Annotated in this window: 13 protein-coding genes; 4 read left to right on the top strand and 9 right to left on the bottom strand. The window is 61.1% G+C overall.

Going from position 1 to position 15,112, the window contains the following annotated elements:
• Positions 1-320: 320 nt before the first annotated feature.
• Complete coding sequence (locus AB4Z53_RS30740) at positions 321-857, top strand: NUDIX hydrolase (protein WP_113537324.1); 537 nt, start codon at positions 321-323, stop codon at positions 855-857.
• Between the two features lie 189 nt (positions 858-1,046).
• Positions 1,047-1,289 carry a hypothetical protein gene (locus tag AB4Z53_RS30735; protein WP_441599171.1) on the top strand — a complete coding sequence of 81 codons (243 nt, stop codon included), beginning with the start codon at positions 1,047-1,049 and terminating at the stop codon, positions 1,287-1,289.
• Between the two features lie 595 nt (positions 1,290-1,884).
• Here AB4Z53_RS30735 and AB4Z53_RS30730 read toward each other — a convergent pair.
• The 3 genes from AB4Z53_RS30730 to AB4Z53_RS30720 form a co-directional block, all read right to left on the bottom strand.
• Positions 1,885-2,097 carry a tautomerase family protein gene (locus AB4Z53_RS30730; RefSeq protein ID WP_441599170.1) on the bottom strand — a complete coding sequence of 71 codons (213 nt, stop codon included), beginning with the start codon at positions 2,095-2,097 and terminating at the stop codon, positions 1,885-1,887.
• 84 nt (positions 2,098-2,181) lie between these two features.
• Entirely contained in the window at positions 2,182-3,186 is a 1,005-nt protein-coding gene (locus AB4Z53_RS30725) for an Ldh family oxidoreductase (protein ID WP_441599169.1), read from the bottom strand.
• 370 nt (positions 3,187-3,556) lie between these two features.
• Positions 3,557-3,865: a DUF982 domain-containing protein gene (locus tag AB4Z53_RS30720; protein ID WP_113537319.1), complete on the bottom strand. Its 309-nt coding sequence runs from the start codon at positions 3,863-3,865 to the stop codon at positions 3,557-3,559.
• Between the two features lie 732 nt (positions 3,866-4,597).
• On the opposite strand from AB4Z53_RS30720, the gene AB4Z53_RS30715 reads away from it, so the two are divergent.
• The gene (locus AB4Z53_RS30715) at positions 4,598-5,992 is read left to right on the top strand and encodes a molybdopterin-dependent oxidoreductase (RefSeq protein WP_441599168.1); all 1,395 of its coding nucleotides are present in this window, start codon (positions 4,598-4,600) and stop codon (positions 5,990-5,992) included.
• Between the two features lie 70 nt (positions 5,993-6,062).
• Here AB4Z53_RS30715 and AB4Z53_RS30710 read toward each other — a convergent pair whose 3' ends face one another.
• The 6 genes from AB4Z53_RS30710 to AB4Z53_RS30685 all read right to left on the bottom strand — a co-directional run bounded on the left by AB4Z53_RS30710 (position 6,063) and on the right by AB4Z53_RS30685 (position 13,571).
• Positions 6,063-6,245 (bottom strand): hypothetical protein, encoded by a 183-nt coding sequence (locus AB4Z53_RS30710; RefSeq protein WP_441599167.1) that lies wholly within the window; start codon positions 6,243-6,245, stop codon positions 6,063-6,065.
• Positions 6,246-6,488: 243 nt separating this feature from the next.
• Positions 6,489-8,228 (bottom strand): adenylate/guanylate cyclase domain-containing protein, encoded by a 1,740-nt coding sequence (locus AB4Z53_RS30705; RefSeq protein WP_441599166.1) that lies wholly within the window; start codon positions 8,226-8,228, stop codon positions 6,489-6,491.
• A gap of 763 nt (positions 8,229-8,991) precedes the next feature.
• Entirely contained in the window at positions 8,992-9,600 is a 609-nt protein-coding gene (locus AB4Z53_RS30700) for a DsbA family protein (RefSeq protein WP_441599165.1), read from the bottom strand.
• A 109-nt stretch (positions 9,601-9,709) separates the two neighbouring features.
• On the bottom strand, positions 9,710-10,534 hold the full coding sequence (locus AB4Z53_RS30695) for a prolipoprotein diacylglyceryl transferase family protein (protein WP_441599164.1): 825 nt from the start codon (positions 10,532-10,534) through the stop codon (positions 9,710-9,712).
• Entirely contained in the window at positions 10,531-12,333 is a 1,803-nt protein-coding gene (gene dsbD / locus AB4Z53_RS30690; RefSeq protein ID WP_441599163.1) for a protein-disulfide reductase DsbD, read from the bottom strand. Before dsbD ends, AB4Z53_RS30695 begins: the two co-directional genes overlap by 4 nt.
• Positions 12,334-12,605: 272 nt before the next feature.
• Positions 12,606-13,571: a LysR family transcriptional regulator gene (locus tag AB4Z53_RS30685; protein ID WP_113537313.1), complete on the bottom strand. Its 966-nt coding sequence runs from the start codon at positions 13,569-13,571 to the stop codon at positions 12,606-12,608.
• A gap of 175 nt (positions 13,572-13,746) precedes the next feature.
• Here AB4Z53_RS30685 and lysA point away from each other — a divergent pair, with 175 nt between their 5' ends.
• Positions 13,747-15,096, top strand: coding sequence for a diaminopimelate decarboxylase (gene lysA / locus AB4Z53_RS30680; protein ID WP_113537312.1), 1,350 nt, complete (start codon positions 13,747-13,749; stop codon positions 15,094-15,096).
• Positions 15,097-15,112 lie beyond the last annotated feature (16 nt).

Here is a 15,112-nt window from a genome sequence, read left to right as displayed (position 1 = left end):
TCGATCAAGCACGCTCCGTTACCCGGAGCCGGCAACACTGATTCTGTAACACCGCCACAGACCCCGCCGCTCCGGGAATCCACTTCTCAAAAGTGCGTTTCATGTCATGTCGTCTCTACGGCATGTTGACGGAGTGTACCCATGCCCGTGTTCCGAGCCCGGCTGGTTTGCATCACTTGCAACCGGCATCTTCCTCTTTCCGCTTACCGTTGCCCATGGTGCAATACCCACGCCAACGGTGCCCGCTACGCCTCCAGCGCCATGCGCGATCGAGGGGCCCATCCGCCTGTCACCTCTTTGTATGGCGAGGAGGTCCGCGAATGAACGGCGTCACCCAGAAGGACGGGTGCGCTGCCGAGCAGTGTGCACCGGAAGAGTTGCAACAAGTCGGAGTTCTTCCTTGGCGAATTCGCAAGAATGGCGACGCGAGGATATTGCTCATCACGTCGCGCAGAAGTGGACGGTGGATCGTGCCCAAGGGGTGGCCCGGGAAGGGGCTCGCGCCCCGTGTCGCGGCATCACGAGAAGCGTTGGAGGAGGGCGGAGTTATCGGTGTCATATCGAAGGCGCCGGTGACGACCTACCGCTACATGAAATGTCTGGATGACGGCTCACGCGTTGCCTGCCGCGTGGCGGTGTTCGGTATGAACGTGCGCGGGACGCTGGTTGATTGGCGGGAAAAAGGACAAAGGACGCGGCGGTGGTTTTCGCTTGCCGCGGCGGCGGACAAGCTGGATGACAGAGAACTTGCCACGTTCCTGCGCAGCCTGAGTGCCGCATCTGAACGTTCGGAGTCACCGACCGACCTGATTGGGCAAACGTCTCCACTCGATGAGATTCTGATGTTGAGGCGCTAGCGCAGTGCCGGTTTTCCCGCCCGCCGCAAAGCGTCTTCGGTCGGTTCCGTCCACCTCCAGCCACAGGATCAGTCCCGCACGCTGATTGCCTGGCGTCACTACCTGCGATGGCAAGAGTGGCGCCAGGGGTCTCGCCGAGATTGAACCCTCGAATGCTGAGCCGACGGACGATCGTCGGCCAATCAACTCATGCCGAAAGAAGAAGCAATGCGCTTTAGATACAGTCACACCTTGCCGATCAGCGGTCCAAACAAGCTGCCCCGTTTCAAGCAATGGGCCGCCGAGAACATCCCGGATGTCGCCTTGTCCCTGCCTCCCCAGGTGCCGGTAAAGAGTACAGCCTTGACGGTGCGTCTCAGGTCTATCGAGGATCGTGCTACCCTGGTGGCGAAGCTTGAAGGCGTAGATCTCGACAACCGGAAGGCCGGATAGCGGTCTTATGGGCGGTTCAGAGACTGCGTCGGACGGCACGCGCAGACTTTTCCTGCCGACGCCAGTCCTTAAGCGGCGCCCGAACCGCCTGATATGTCGATGGCTTGCCGTAGCTCTCGGGCCGCGGCAAGCCGGAAAACCAGCCGAAGTGGACCGGCGCACGCCCTGAACGCGTGCGTCGTCGAGCAAGAAAGCAAGGAGACGACATGACGGACCCAACCCGTACGGGCCTCGAACGCCAGAGGTGACGAAATCAACCTTTAGGAGGTGTTAAGTAGAGATCGCACGGCCCGTCGGGGCCAGCGAGGAAATCGAGTTCTGTGAACATGCCACATCGGTCACCGATGCAAGATCGACGCTGGCGGCCCTCAGTCGATGGACTAACAGCCCGGCCCGCGGGAGTCGGGGTATTCCTCTCCGAGACTTTTACGAGCGACTTCAAGGCCAGTTCGTCTTCGAGGCGCGGGGCGCGATCGAAGTCAAGGGTAAGGGGAAAGTGGAGACCTGGCTCCTCAGGCTCTAGTGAGCCCGCGGTCATGGCATTGACCGAGCGAAGGCGTCACGTCCGCGCACGACGAGATGTCGGGCCTCGTACTCACGGCGTCGGTTCATCTCGTTCCTTTGGCGGAACAGCGTAAGGTTTTCCGGCGACGACCCAATCGCTTGGTGCGATCTCCGAAAATATCACCGTCGTACCGTTCGGGTGGACGCCGGCCTTTTCCTCGAGCATCTGCGTTATGGCCGTGGCGATCTCCATCTTGAGATCGTGACTGCGGCCGGGGAAAAGTTCTATTCTCACGATTGGCACGAGAGGTCCTCCAAGGATGGCATGTTTCCGGGGCACGGTCGTTCGCCGGGCCGCTGACGCCCTGACCGCGCGACAAGGCGACAGTTAGTCTCGGCTCAGGTCTTCGATCTGCCGTATCAGTTCAGACGGGACTTCGACCCCGCTTCGATGGCTTTCCAGCCGCGCCGCATGGCGACGGGCTGACGGTAGCCGAGCCCCGGGCTGTGACGTCGCTTCATTGAAAAATGTTTCGCCGATCGTCCTCGCGTCGCTGCCGAAGGCGGCGGGATCGATAACGACATAAAGTTCCCCGCCTGGAGGCGGGCCGCCGTCGGTTATGCCCAATCTCGCGACTTCACGACTGGTCTTCTCGCGGATCAATGGGCCGGCGATCAATTCGACCATCATCGAAAGCGCTGAACCCTTGTAGCCTCCAAACGGCAAGAGCGCGCCGGCCAGGGCCTCTGCCGGATCCGTGGTCGGGCGGCCTTCCGCGTCGACACCCCAGCCCTCGGGGATGCGTTCGTTGGCCAGACGCTTCAATTCGACTTCGCCCCGTGCCGCGGCACTCGTCGCAAAATCGAAAATGAACGACCCGCCATCGGGGCGCGGCCATCCAAACCCGATGGGATTGGTTCCCATCAACCGGCTTCTTCCGCCATGTGGCGCGACGGCGCACTGGCCGACTACGAAGCACCAGGCCACGAGGCCGGCATCGACGATCGGTTCGAGATCAGCCCATAGAGCTGAAAAATGGTGCGTGTTCCCAAGGGCCATCGCAGCTATTCCCTGGCGCTTGGCAACCGCAATCAACTCAGAGCGGCCCGCTTCGGCGGCGAGCGGCGCAAATCCGCGATCGCCATTCACATAGAGGACGCTTGCGGCTTGATGCTGAACCGAGGGGGTGGCGTGCCCGTTCGCACGTCCGGAGCGCACTGCCGAAACATATCCCGGCACGCGGTAAAGCCCGTGCGACCTGCAATGGTCCGCTTCCGCTCTCGTGACAACCTGTGCCACCGCCCGGGCCTGTTCTGCGCTGAAGCGAGCACTGTTGAAGGCACGCAACGACAGTTCATGGATGTCGTTGAGCGACATGTTGATGGTGGTCACGATGTCTTCCTCGAGCTGTTGCCATCACGAAGCCTGACAAGAATACAGAAAAAATACAAGAAGTATTTATCGTGAGCCGCGCTTCTTGATGCGGCGAGCTGGTAACCCCCTCTCGATCAAGCAGGTTAGGTAGCCAATTCGTAGCTGCCATACCCGCCGAACAAAGGTGGGAAGTGTCGGGGCCACTGCGGATCCTGCTTCCGTCAAAGCAGGGAGCGGGAGGACGCATCCGCGCAAAATTCCAGTCCATTCGACGACGAACTGGCTGCTATCGATGGGTTGTCAGGCCATCGATAGCAGCCAGAGCCTCCAAGTACTGGCGAGCAATATAGCGGGTGTCCAACAGGCACGAAGCCGGGGCTCGGCAATATCAACCTATCGGCTTGTTGCCGTGAGATCCTGGGCAGGCATGATGATAGTTGTTGGCAACTGCCGACGTTGCCATGCCAGCCTCCAAGCAGGCACCGATAAACGCATCCCGCGCGACCGCCGCCGGAACAGAGCGATTGAGCGCAGCGCGGCAGGTTATGACGGCCCGCTCATAGCCTTGTCCGTGACGTATGGGCCATTCATGTTCCAGAAAATCCAGCGCGTCGTACACCGAGGCGAAAATGCGGTTTGATCCTGACTGCAAACGAACAGACAACGGAACGACCCAAGGTATCTCAGGAAGGCGCATTGTGTCCTCCTTCCGCAGGTTAACATAATGAAAATATTAATAAAATAATACAACGACGGATCGCGTCGTTCAACAACGATGGAGCCTTCGCCGCGATGGCGAGGATAGTCATTTCGTCGTATCGGGCATGCGAATGCGGTAGAGACCAGGCACCGCCAATAGGCCAAGCATCTCGATGCCGCTCCTACCGTGGGTTCGCCTCCTMATCCCCGGGTATTAGCGCCACTCGTTTCCGATTGGCTCGCGAACGTACCGCTCTCGTCGCAGCAACGCGGAGGGTTTGCGTCGACGGAGCAGGCGTTCTTCGTTCTATACTCTGCCGGGGCTGGTATCATGGGCCTGACGGTGGTCATCGCGCGCAATCCCGTCCATGGCGCACTGGCGCTGATGTTTGTTCGCCTGCTCACCGCGCATTTGGACGCCCGACACGTTTAGCCGGGGTCGTCGCCGCAGTCGTTCCGATAGCCGGAGTGCGCTCCCGGGTGAGGAACGGAAACCGGAAGCACCGTGATCGATTTTCATTCCGCAATGCGACGACGACACTGTGCGAAAGCACGCTCAGGCGTCGATGCCCTTGAGAGAGTTGCCGAGGCTCACTGCGATACCGCTAGCGGACGCCGAGCATAATACAGCACTTGCGGCTTATTGAGCGATATTGGTCAGCAAGACCTTTCCTCATTCGCCTGGGCAATTATTTCAGCACAGACGCAGCGAAACCGCACGGAGATTTCGATGTCCTTGTTCATTGTGCACCATCAGCACTCACCCGACAGCTGCCCCGCGCGTGATCCGGCCAAGGGAGCTCTGTTACTGAACCATTTGAGCCGGCCGAATGCCGCTCGCCACGGTGTTGTGATCAGGGCCGAAGCCGTCGCAAGGGGCTCACATTCACTGTTCTTCATTGCGGAGGCGGCGGATGAGGTCGTTCTCCAAGCGTTTTTGGCGCCATTCCGTGAAGTCGGGGAGGTCGAAGTGACCGCTGCGACGACTTGCGCCGCGGTCGTTTCGAGCGGCGGGTGCGATGCCAATATTGTTGAAGGTTCTGGCGCGTTGGTCGACACGGCAGATGCTTGCCAGGATGCAATCGAGGCTGGGCTTCTCATACATCGTGTCAATCCGCTGAACGGCGAGACCTCGGTGCCGGACCTCGCGGGTGGTGCCGTGATGCCCAACGGGCGGTTCTACTTACGCAACCATTTCGATATTCCGCGCCTTGACGACGACGGCTATAGGCTTTCGATTGGCGGGTTGGTCGAGAGGCCGCTGAACCTGAGCATGACGGAGCTTCACAACCTCCATGCCGAAAGCCTCGTTGTGACGCTGGAATGCGCTGGCAATGGCCGCAGCTTGTTCGAACCGGCCGTGCCTGGCGAAGCCTGGGGTCTGGGGGCCGTCAGCACAGCCGAGTGGACGGGCGTTCCCTTGATGGAAGTGCTTGAGCGAGCTGGCCTTCAGCCCGGTGCGAAGGAGGTCACATTCCGCGGTGCGGACAGCGGGATCGTCGACGAGCATGGCGCGCCCGTTCGTTTTGAACGTGGCCTCAGTATCGAGCAGATCCGCGAAGCCGACGCCCTCCTTGCCTACGAGATGAACGGCGAGCCGCTGCCCTTACCTCATGGCTACCCTTTGCGGCTGATCGTGCCGGGATGGTACGCGGTCGCATCCGTCAAGTGGCTGACCGCGATCATCGTTACCGACCAGCCCTGCGCGGCACACTATCAAATGGAGAAGTACTGGTACCATTGGGTGCGGGAAGGCCAAGACGAGTGCGCGCCGGTGAAGCTGATGAACGTGCGAGCGCTGATATCTTCGCCTGACCAGGGAGAAAACCTGCCGCGTGGCGAGACGGCGATCCGTGGTGTCGCTTGGTCGGGCGGCGGGAGTATATCCAAGGTCGATGTAAGCCTGAACGGTGGCCCGTGGCGCGAGGCGCGGCTCATTGGTGAGCGGCGGCGGTCTGCCTGGCAATGGTGGGAGCTGATCACCAGACTTGAGCGGCCCGGCCCGCTCACCGTACGGGCGCGCGCCACCGACATGGCGGGCCGGAGCCAACCTGAACGCGCCGAGTGGAACCGTCAGGGCTACGGCAACAACTCGATCCACACGGTCGCGGCACAGGTAGTCTGAACGTTGCCGAGCAGTAGAGAGAAACGTGCGGCAAGGACGGGCCTCCTTCGATGGAGGCGGGCATGACAGTTCAGCCGCTTCCGGGCACAACGCTTTCATCGTCGTTGTCGGGCAGCGAACCGGTGCCCGGGGTTTTACTCTTGTCGGTGAGCCTGTCCTTGGCGTGAGGCCCGGCGGTCGGAAGATGCTCGCCGCCCGCAGACTCCTTGCCCGTTTCCTCTATCGCCTCTTGGGCTTTCTTGTCCTTGCTCATTCGGGAACTCCTCAACTCGCACAGGAGCAATCCCCGACTGGTGAAATGGTTCCGTTCACTGCGTGTGGCGTTTTCCCGTGTGGTCGACGCCGCTGCCGTCGGCGGTGTTCGGCAATGTGATGTCTACGCAGCCGTTCTGGAGGAAACGGAATGCCTTCGTCTCGCTGAGGCAGCTTACAAACCCGCCCGGTCAAATGCTTCCAGCGGCAACCTTAACGAAGCAGCAGGAAACCCAAGGTGCAGTCATTCCGGCAATCCGGCCATGCGATAGCCTTCGATGAATCGCTGGACTATCTGCGGGTCGCGGGCGGGCTGCGCGGCAGCCCAGTGAGCGATGGTGAATTTGGGGGCCATCGCCATAAAGAGAGCTGCTTCACGCATCGCCTCATCTCTGCGTCCGAGTTGGGCAAGGCTCGCTGCCAGTATGCGGCGCGAGGGACTGCGATAGATCGCCTCCATGCGCAGAATCCTGACGGCCTCTTCATATTGGCAGGCCGCGTAATGGGCGAACCCAAGCTGCCAATAGTACCACCCGGGCGGATGCGGGTTCATTCGGAGCGCTCTTTGGGCCAGTTCGATTGCTTCCGATGCACCACCTGCGAACGCCACAAGCTCCGAACGGATGGCGAGCGCATCTGCATTGTTCGGTTCCAGTCTGAAGGTGGCAGCGAACGCGGCATCGGACTCGGGCCAGCGCTTTTCATAGGCAAGCAAGTATCCGATAAACCAATGACTGGCGGCGTCGTTCTCGTCCAATGCCACTGCCTTGCGGGCCAGCTCAAGGGCTCGTGTCCGGTTCGTTCCCGTGGGTTCGATGCCCTGAGCCCACAATTGCCAGTGAACAAAAGCCAGCCAACGAAAGGCTTCCGCATACCCGGAATCGATGGCAATGGCCCGGCTCAATACGATCTCGGCCTCTCGAAGCGCTTCCGGGGAACTGTTGAACGCGGAGATCAAGCTTCGCCCGCGCACACAAAGATCATAGGCTTCAAGGCTCTTCGGGCGTTTCCGTGCGGGCGGTTGCGCAAAGCGTCCCACGAGGGCCTCGACGATCTTGTCCCCGACTTCGTCCTGAACGGCGAAGATGTCTTCGAGGTTTCGGTCGAAGCGTTCGGCCCAGAGGTGATCTCCGCCGGCAGCATCGATAAGCTGCACGTTGATGCGCACACGCCCGCCGGCGCGGCGCGCACTGCCCTCCAGGATATAGCGAACGCCCAATTCACGCGCGACCGATCGAAGGTCGGGTGATTTTCCCTTGTAGGCAAAGGTCGAATGCCGAGCGATGACGAAGAGGCCGGGATTTCTTGAAAGGTCGGTGATCAGGTCTTCCGTCAATCCATCCGTAAACACGTCCTGTTCGGGATCGCCACTGAAGTTGGTGAAAGGCAGTACCGCAATTGACGGCTTCGCAGGCAGCGGCAGCGCGGATTGTCCCTCGCGGCAATTCGGGGCCGATTCCGAGCAGAGGCGGTAGACATGAACCGGTTCCGCGATGTTCTTCAGGGACGTTGGTCCGAGGTCGTCAAAGTTGAGGACGAGCTTGCGGTTGACCTGATCTCGTATCGCCGCCGACACATAGATGGCGCCCGGGTCAGCGAGGCCTTGTAGCCGTGCGGCGATGTTGACGCCGTCGCCATAAAGGTCGCTGCCGTCTATGACGACGTCGCCGAGATTAATGCCGATGCGCAAGACGATACGCCGTGCGGCGGGGAGGGAAGCGTTGGCATCTGCCATCTTCCGCTGCAATTCGATTGTTCCTGACAAGGCGTTGACCGCGCTTGCGAACTCGAGGAGGACTCCGTCGCCCATCACTTTGACAATGCGGCCGCCATGAGCCCTGACGAGAGGCTGAAGAATCGTCGCCCGGCGCTCTTTTAGTATTGCCAGCGTCCCGACCTCGTCCTCCTCCATCAAGCGCGAGTAACCAACGACGTCTGCGACGACGATTGCAGCAAGACGGCGCTGGATGCGTTCTTCGGCCATTTAAGCGGCGGGCCCTAAACGGATTGCAATGCGCACGAGCTGAGACGTTTGCGTCCAACCCCCTCACATGGAAGCATACGCCTGCTGCAATCGCCGCGACAAGCGCATGCAGGAGGCGCCCGGGAGCCGGACACCGACCCAGTTGGTTTGTCGTCAGGGGGCGGGTCACGCAACTGTCACGCGCAGACTGTGCCAAATGCTGCTAATAAGTAGAATGCGATGCCGTTGTTCGAGTAGAAACATGCACCGATACCTGTTTCACGTTCACCTGCTTGGGCGGATTACCCGTGACTGCGTTGGATCTTTTCACGCCAACGACAGTCGTGCCGTGGCCTGTGGCAGGTCGTTTGCGGACAAGATCGCAGAAAACGACGGGCATCAAAGCGTGATCGTAACAGTTGAAAGAGCAGGTGGGCCCGTCCTCGCGCGTGTTACGGCAAGAAAGGGGATGCCTCCTTGGCAGTCCGCAAGCTCTCGGTTCGAACACGCCTGGAGGGAGCTTGCTGCCAAGATACCATCCAGCTTCCGGGCAAGGGTCGACTTTTGATTGGTGGGATGTGAGGCTGAAACCTGCCTCTTGCGGCACGATCGAGGTGCCTTCAGCCTTCCATGTTACGTGATGAAAAGACCTCTCCCGTTCAATCTGGTAATCGGCGGCGCGCTGGGTGGCCTCCTCGTGGCGACTGTGAGCCTCGGTTCAGTCTGGCACCCTTCGATCCGCTGAAGATCGATTTTGCCAACAAGCTGCAGCTGCCCGCGTGCTTCAGCCGCGGGCTTTGGCGATGGCGTTCTTCAGCCCGTCTTCATCCAGAACGCCTGGAACGATCGCGGACCCGATGATGAAGGATGGCGTGCCGGCGAAATTGAAGGCGAGGGCCTGACTGTAGTTGCGGTCGAGCAGCCCGGAAATCTTGGCGTTGTGCGTGTTCACGGCCGCCGTTAGCTCCTTCATCGAAAGACCCGCGTCCGTCAGGGCCTTTTCGATATCGTCGTGCGAGAGCCTTGCCTTGGTTTTCATCAGAGCCTCCATCGCCGGCCGATATTTGCCGATCTGGGCGGCTCCAAGCACGGCCTGTGCGGCGAAGACGGAGGCTTCGCCCAAGATCGGCCAGTCCTTCAGTACCAGCCGCACGTTGCCGTCGGCCTTGACCACCTTTTCGACCGTCGGATGTGCTTTCTTGCAGTAGGGGCACTGATAGTCGAAGAATTCGACGATGGTGACATCGCCCTTCGGATTGCCGAGGACGGGCGCGTCCTTGTCAAAGAATACCTCCTCCTTGGTCAATTGCTGGGCGAAGGATGATCGGCCTCCGACAAGCACGGCGGCGGCGGTTGCGACCGTGGCGGTCAGAACGGTTCTGCGGGTGAGCATCAGATTTTTCCTTGTGCGAATGGATTGGGGCCGAGAGCGACGGCGCGGGCGGCGATGGCGAGGATCATGCCGCGCAGGCAAACGGCGAAAGTCGGAAAGACCGGGGCTGTCATTCTGTCTGCTTCCTGTCCTCAGATGGAAAGGCGGCGAGCCGCTCGGCGATTGTCTCGCGGGAGATTTCGCCGAGATGGGTGGCGGCGAGCGTGCCATCCGGGTTGATGAAAAGCGTGGCTGGCAGGCCGATCGCGCCATAGTGCCGGGATAGGTCGGAAAAGGGGTCGACAAGGATGGTTTCCAGGTCGACGCCGGTTTGGCGCAGATAGGCTCCTATCACCGCACGGCTTTCGCCCTGGTTGGCGAAGAGAAAGTCGACCTCCGGATTGCTTGTGGCCATCTCAGCCATCATCGGCATTTCCCGCCGGCAGGGTGGGCACCAGCTTGCCCAGAGATTGAGAACCGCCGGGCGGCCCTTGCGGTCAGCGATGGCAAGGGTCTCGTCCCGTGCAAGCACGGCATAGGATGTGCCCGGGGCACGGGGTGCAGTCCCGCTATCGGTGAGGGTTGTAACGACGACCCAGACGAAGAAGCCGGCAGCGAGCGGCAGGATCGCCCAAGGTGTGGCTTTAGGTGCCTTTCGCCAGAGCAGCACGGCCGCGAGGAGAACGCCGAGGAGGCCGCCTGTCGGGGAAAAGCCGCCCTGCCAGATGGCGAGAACACGCAATGGCTCCTGCAGGAAGCTCTCGGCATGGACGAGCACATGCCCCGCCCGCGCGCCGGCAATTCCGAGAAGCGCCGCAGCTGTCGTAAAGGTTCCGAGCCGGTTGTCGACGCGGGCGGCAAGGAGGGAGCCGACCAGCATGAAGACGATCAGCCCGGCGATCACCGAAAATCGATCGGCGGAAAAGGCGAAGGGACCTATCGCGACGGCATTCATCGCACGCCGCCCTTCGCAGTCTGTGCCGCGTCCGCAAGCGCGGCGGGTGTGATTTCGCCGACAAGGCGGGTCCCGGGCGCCTCCTGCTTGCTGCTGTCGAAGAAGATCATGGTCGGCGGGCCGACGACGGCCAGTGAACGCATCAGTGCGCCATTCTCCCCATCGAGGGTGCTGACATCGAGACTTGCCAACTGGACCCCTTCAAGACTGGCAGCGACATCGGGCGCCTTCAGAACGGATCGTTCGATCGTGCGGCAGGTGACGCACCAGTCCGCGGTGACATAGACGAGGGTGGCTTGCTTGTCGGCGGCTGCTGTGTCGAGGAAGCTGGAGAGCCCGACGACAGAGCTGACCTTTGTGAATTCCGACTTCTGGATAGTGGCTTGCTGGCCAATTCCCGCCGCCCCCTTGAGCGGGGTGAGCGGATCGCTGGCCCCAAGGCCGAAACCTACCAGTAGGAGACTGCCCCAAAGGAGGGAGAGGACGGCACCTGAGCGTGTCAGCACCCCATAGCCGCGCGTGCGCCTCAGCCCTTCGAAAGCGCCCGCGTAAATGCCAAAAGCGAGGGCCAGTACCGCCCAGGGCAGGAGGAGGAAGCGTTCCGGTATCAGCGGCGTCGCCAGCCAAATTGCCGTTCCCAGGAAGGCGAAGCCGAAGACGTGCCGCACATTCTCCATCCACGCGCCGGCGCGCGGCAGTGCCCTGCCGCCGATCGTCGCCATGACGACCAGGGGGATGCCCTTGCCGATGCCGAGGGCGAAGAGGGCGAGTGCGCCGACCGCAACGTCGCCCGTCCGGGCAATGTAGAGAAGGGCGCCGGCAAGCGGCGCGGTCACGCAGGGGCCGATGAGGACGGCGGAAGAAAGGCCGAGCAGGGCGGCGGCGCCGACCGAGCCACCTTTTTTCGGGCCGCCGTTCAGGCCGTTGCCGACCGCTGCCGGCAGCTTGATTTGGAAGAGCCCGAAGTTGGAGAGAGCCAGGAGGACGAACAGTGCTGCGACCACGCCGATCGCGACAGGCGATTGCAGCACAATCTGCAGGTTTTGCCCGGACCACGCTGCCGCGATGCCGAGGAGACCGAAGGCGGAAGCGAGGGCCAACACGTAGGCGGATGCAAGCACGAAGCCGCGTCTTGCCGTCAGCCCTTCTCCCTCACGGGTGAGCATGGCCGCGACGATCGGGTACATCGGGAAGACGCAAGGGGTAAAGGCAAGCAGCAGGCCGAAACCGAGAAAGCCGGAAAGAAGCAGGGCAAGCCCGCCGCCGGTCATGAGCCGGTCGACTGCCGTTGAGCCGCCGTCGCCGGCGATGGAGAAGCCACTGGCGCCCACTTCGGCCGTGCTGGCATCCTTGGTCGGTGTAAAGGCAAAACCGCCGCCGCCCGGCTTGCTGATGGTCATTGCGGCGGTATCGATCGTCCGGGTCGTCGGCGGATAGCACAGCCCTCCATCCTGGCAGCCCTGGTAGGTTAGGCGAATGGTCTTGGGCACGTCGGAAACGGAAGCCGCGGCCTCCTTGTAATAGACTTCGGTCGTGCCGAAGCCCGGATCGTCCTTGATCTTGCCAGGCTCCGTCTGAAGAACCAGCGGCCGATCGTCGCCACTCACTGCTGAAAGATAATCCCTGTAGAGATAGTAGCCGTCGGCGATTTTCCAGGTGATCGTCAGCCGGCCGTCATCTTTCCTCACGACCATGGGCTCGAAGGCTTCATCCATCGGCAGGGGCGCTTCGAGTGCGCGAGCCGGCAGGATTGCAGCAATCAAAACCCACATGAGTGCCAGAAGGCCTGCTTTCCGCATCGTGGTTGTGTCCTCGTCTTCCATCGTCGGCGGAGCGATCACGCCGCAGCCTTAAGGCAGCCTTAAGATGATTGGCCGGCGGAGGATGCAGCAAAGGCCCGCGGAATCTGGTGCGTATTCGGATGGCCGAAGAGGATGTGATGCAGGCGACGTTCCATGCCGCCGAAGATTGTCGCTGGATTGGAACGGTAGTCGGGCGACAACCTAAAAACCGCTTTTCGGGAATGAGGAAGATCCGACCGCGTCACCGGACGACATCGTCGACATTGCGGTCATTGGCGCGGACGGGCCGGTAACGGGAGGGCAGGGAAGTGCGGCGCTTCCTCCATTGCGGACAGAAGTGTTGCACGCATCTCGAGGGCAACCTCTTTCAAAACCGAAGTGAATTTTTCGGCGGCCGTTGACCCCGCCTTGCGCGTCGGGCGCCATACGGCGAGCGAATAGGGTACGCCAACGCTGAATCGCCTCAAGACCACGCCCTTGCCCACATAGTTCGCGGCAGTCAACGGATTGATGATCGACACGCCCACCCCGGCTGAAACCATCGAGCACACGCTTGCTGCCGTCGTCGTTTCGACGGCATAGCTTCGCGATACGCCAGCGGCGAAGAAGATGTCGTCCAGCTTTCTTCGGTACGGATCATCCTGCGAGAAATAAACGAACGGCGCATCTTCGAAATCGGTCGGTTCGAGAATTCTCTTGGCTGAAAGGGAGTGTCCGACGGGCAGAACGCAAACCAGGTCTCCGACATTGATGCGTTGGGAGACGACCCCCTGATATTCGAATCGTCCCTCTGTGACCCCCAAGTCGAAAACGGTCGTCGCCATTTCGTGTTGCAGCGACAATTCCTCCAGGGAATGCAGAGAAAGATGAACGGCCGGGCGTAGCTTCAACAGCCGCTGTGCCACCCGCGGGATGATGGCCTCGGCATAGGCGGGGATCGTTGCGACCCGGCAGTTTGCGGCATTGTGCATCCGGATCGCCGACGCGGCCCGGCCGATTTCCTCCATGCCAACGAAGGCACGGCGTACAACCTCGTGCAAGAGCAGCGCCTGATTTGTCGGCGTCAGGCGCTTTCCGAAGCGAAGGAACAGCTCGAAACCGATCCGCTGCTCCATTTCGCGTAGCTCGCGACTGATCGTTGGCTGCGATGTTCCCAACGCCGCTGCAGCCGCGATCATGCTCTTGTTGATCATGATGGCGTTGAAAATTTCTAGTTGTCGTTGATTGAGCCGCATCGTCCAGTCTCGCTCATTTCCATTCGAAAGAGCCACATAATACGGGCCGAAAATGCCGCCCAGCTTTTATATCAAATCTGAATAAGACAGCCGAAGCAATTATTTCCCTCTCATCACAAGCTCTGAAATCATCGCGCTAAACGTGCAATGCTAATATTCGTGATGGGCAAATGACATGCGTGCAGAAGCGATGAACCGTCAGGGCGGTAACCGGAAGTGGCTCGGCTATCGGGCAGGCAGCCTGCATGTCGAGGACGTCTGTCTGAGCGCGGTCGCACATGCCGTGCCGACGCCCTTTTATTGCTACTCCGCGAATGCCATCCGCTCCACCTACGCGCAGCTTGCAGCCGCCGTCCACCCTATCGGGGCTTCCATCTGCTTTGCGGTCAAGGCAAACAGCAACATCTCGGTGCTGCGCCTGCTGTCCGACCTCGGTTGCGGCATGGACATTGTCTCCGGTGGCGAGCTGGAGCGCGCGCTGGCCGCAGGGGTGCCGGCATCGAAGATCATCTTCTCCGGTGTCGGCAAGACCCGTGCTGAAATCGCCCGTGCCATCGAGGTGGGTATCCATCAGATTAACGTGGAGTCGCCTGCCGAAATCACGGCCGTCGCCGAGGTGGCACGTTCCCTCGGCAAGCGCGCACCCGTCGCGATCCGCGTCAATCCCGATATCGATGCCAAGACACACGCAAAGATCACGACAGCCACGAAAGAGAGCAAGTTCGGCATCGCGATCGGTGATGTGGCGAACATCTACGCCGAAGCTGCTGCACGGCCCGAGCTGGAACTGGTTGGCGTCGCCGTTCACATCGGATCGCAGATCCAGGATATGACGCCGTTTCGCAAAGCCTTTGCGACGATGGCTGACCTTGTAACGTCGATGCGCGACCAAGGCCTGGCTGTCCCTCGCCTCGATCTCGGCGGCGGCATCGGTATCGCTGACGATGGAAAAGCTGGTCCGGACATCGCCGAGTATGCCGCGATCATCCATGAGACCGTCGGCAATCTCGGCTGCAAGGTGACTGTCGAGCCGGGCCGCTGGCTGGTGGGGCGGGCGGGGTTGCTCGTCACTGAGCTGCTCTATCTGAAAGACATGGCGAACGGCCCCATGGGAATTCTTGATGCCGGGATGAACGATCTGATGCGCCCGGCGCTCTACGACGCACACCACCCCATCCTCCCGCTTCGCGCGCCGCAAGCAGGTGAACAGGCTCCCGCCTACAGCCTCGTCGGCCCGATCTGCGAGAGCACCGACAAGTTCGGATCCTATGAAGGGCTTGGCACGCTCAACGCGGGCGATCTGCTCGCCTTTGACTGTGCGGGAGCCTATGGCGCTTCGATGGCATCGACATACAACTCCCGCGATCTCGTCGCGGAGGTCCTTGTCGAAGGAAATCGCTTCAGAACGGTCCGCCATAGGCAGGATATCGACGAGATGCTGAAGCTTGAGCAAGCGGGGGCATGGCAGGTTGCTGGCCCATCGGCGGGCGCGCACGAGCCGACGATGGCCCGCAGTACAGGCTGAACCGGACACTGGTCCG

The organism is Ensifer sp. 2TAB8 (genome assembly GCF_052115125.1).
Classification (GTDB): Bacteria; Pseudomonadota; Alphaproteobacteria; order Rhizobiales; family Rhizobiaceae; genus Ensifer.
Note: the sequence above shows the minus strand (reverse complement) of the source record. Positions and strands in the feature narration are given on the sequence as shown.

Bases quoted from the DNA above. Each gene is read 5' to 3' on its own strand.
- AB4Z53_RS30735 (WP_441599171.1), top strand. From the start codon at position 1,047: ATGCCGAAAGAAGAAGCAATGCGCTTTAGATACAGTCACACCTTGCCG.
- AB4Z53_RS30700 (WP_441599165.1), bottom strand. From the start codon at position 9,600: ATGCTCACCCGCAGAACCGTTCTGACCGCCACGGTCGCAACCGCCGCC.
- lysA (WP_113537312.1), top strand. From the start codon at position 13,747: ATGCGTGCAGAAGCGATGAACCGTCAGGGCGGTAACCGGAAGTGGCTC.
- AB4Z53_RS30695 (WP_441599164.1), bottom strand. From the start codon at position 10,534: ATGAATGCCGTCGCGATAGGTCCCTTCGCCTTTTCCGCCGATCGATTT.
- AB4Z53_RS30720 (WP_113537319.1), bottom strand. From the start codon at position 3,865: ATGCGCCTTCCTGAGATACCTTGGGTCGTTCCGTTGTCTGTTCGTTTG.
- AB4Z53_RS30710 (WP_441599167.1), bottom strand. From the start codon at position 6,245: ATGAGCAAGGACAAGAAAGCCCAAGAGGCGATAGAGGAAACGGGCAAG.
- AB4Z53_RS30715 (WP_441599168.1), top strand. From the start codon at position 4,598: ATGTCCTTGTTCATTGTGCACCATCAGCACTCACCCGACAGCTGCCCC.
- dsbD (WP_441599163.1), bottom strand. From the start codon at position 12,333: ATGCGGAAAGCAGGCCTTCTGGCACTCATGTGGGTTTTGATTGCTGCA.
- AB4Z53_RS30705 (WP_441599166.1), bottom strand. From the start codon at position 8,228: ATGGCCGAAGAACGCATCCAGCGCCGTCTTGCTGCAATCGTCGTCGCA.
- AB4Z53_RS30740 (WP_113537324.1), top strand. From the start codon at position 321: ATGAACGGCGTCACCCAGAAGGACGGGTGCGCTGCCGAGCAGTGTGCA.
- AB4Z53_RS30685 (WP_113537313.1), bottom strand. From the start codon at position 13,571: ATGCGGCTCAATCAACGACAACTAGAAATTTTCAACGCCATCATGATC.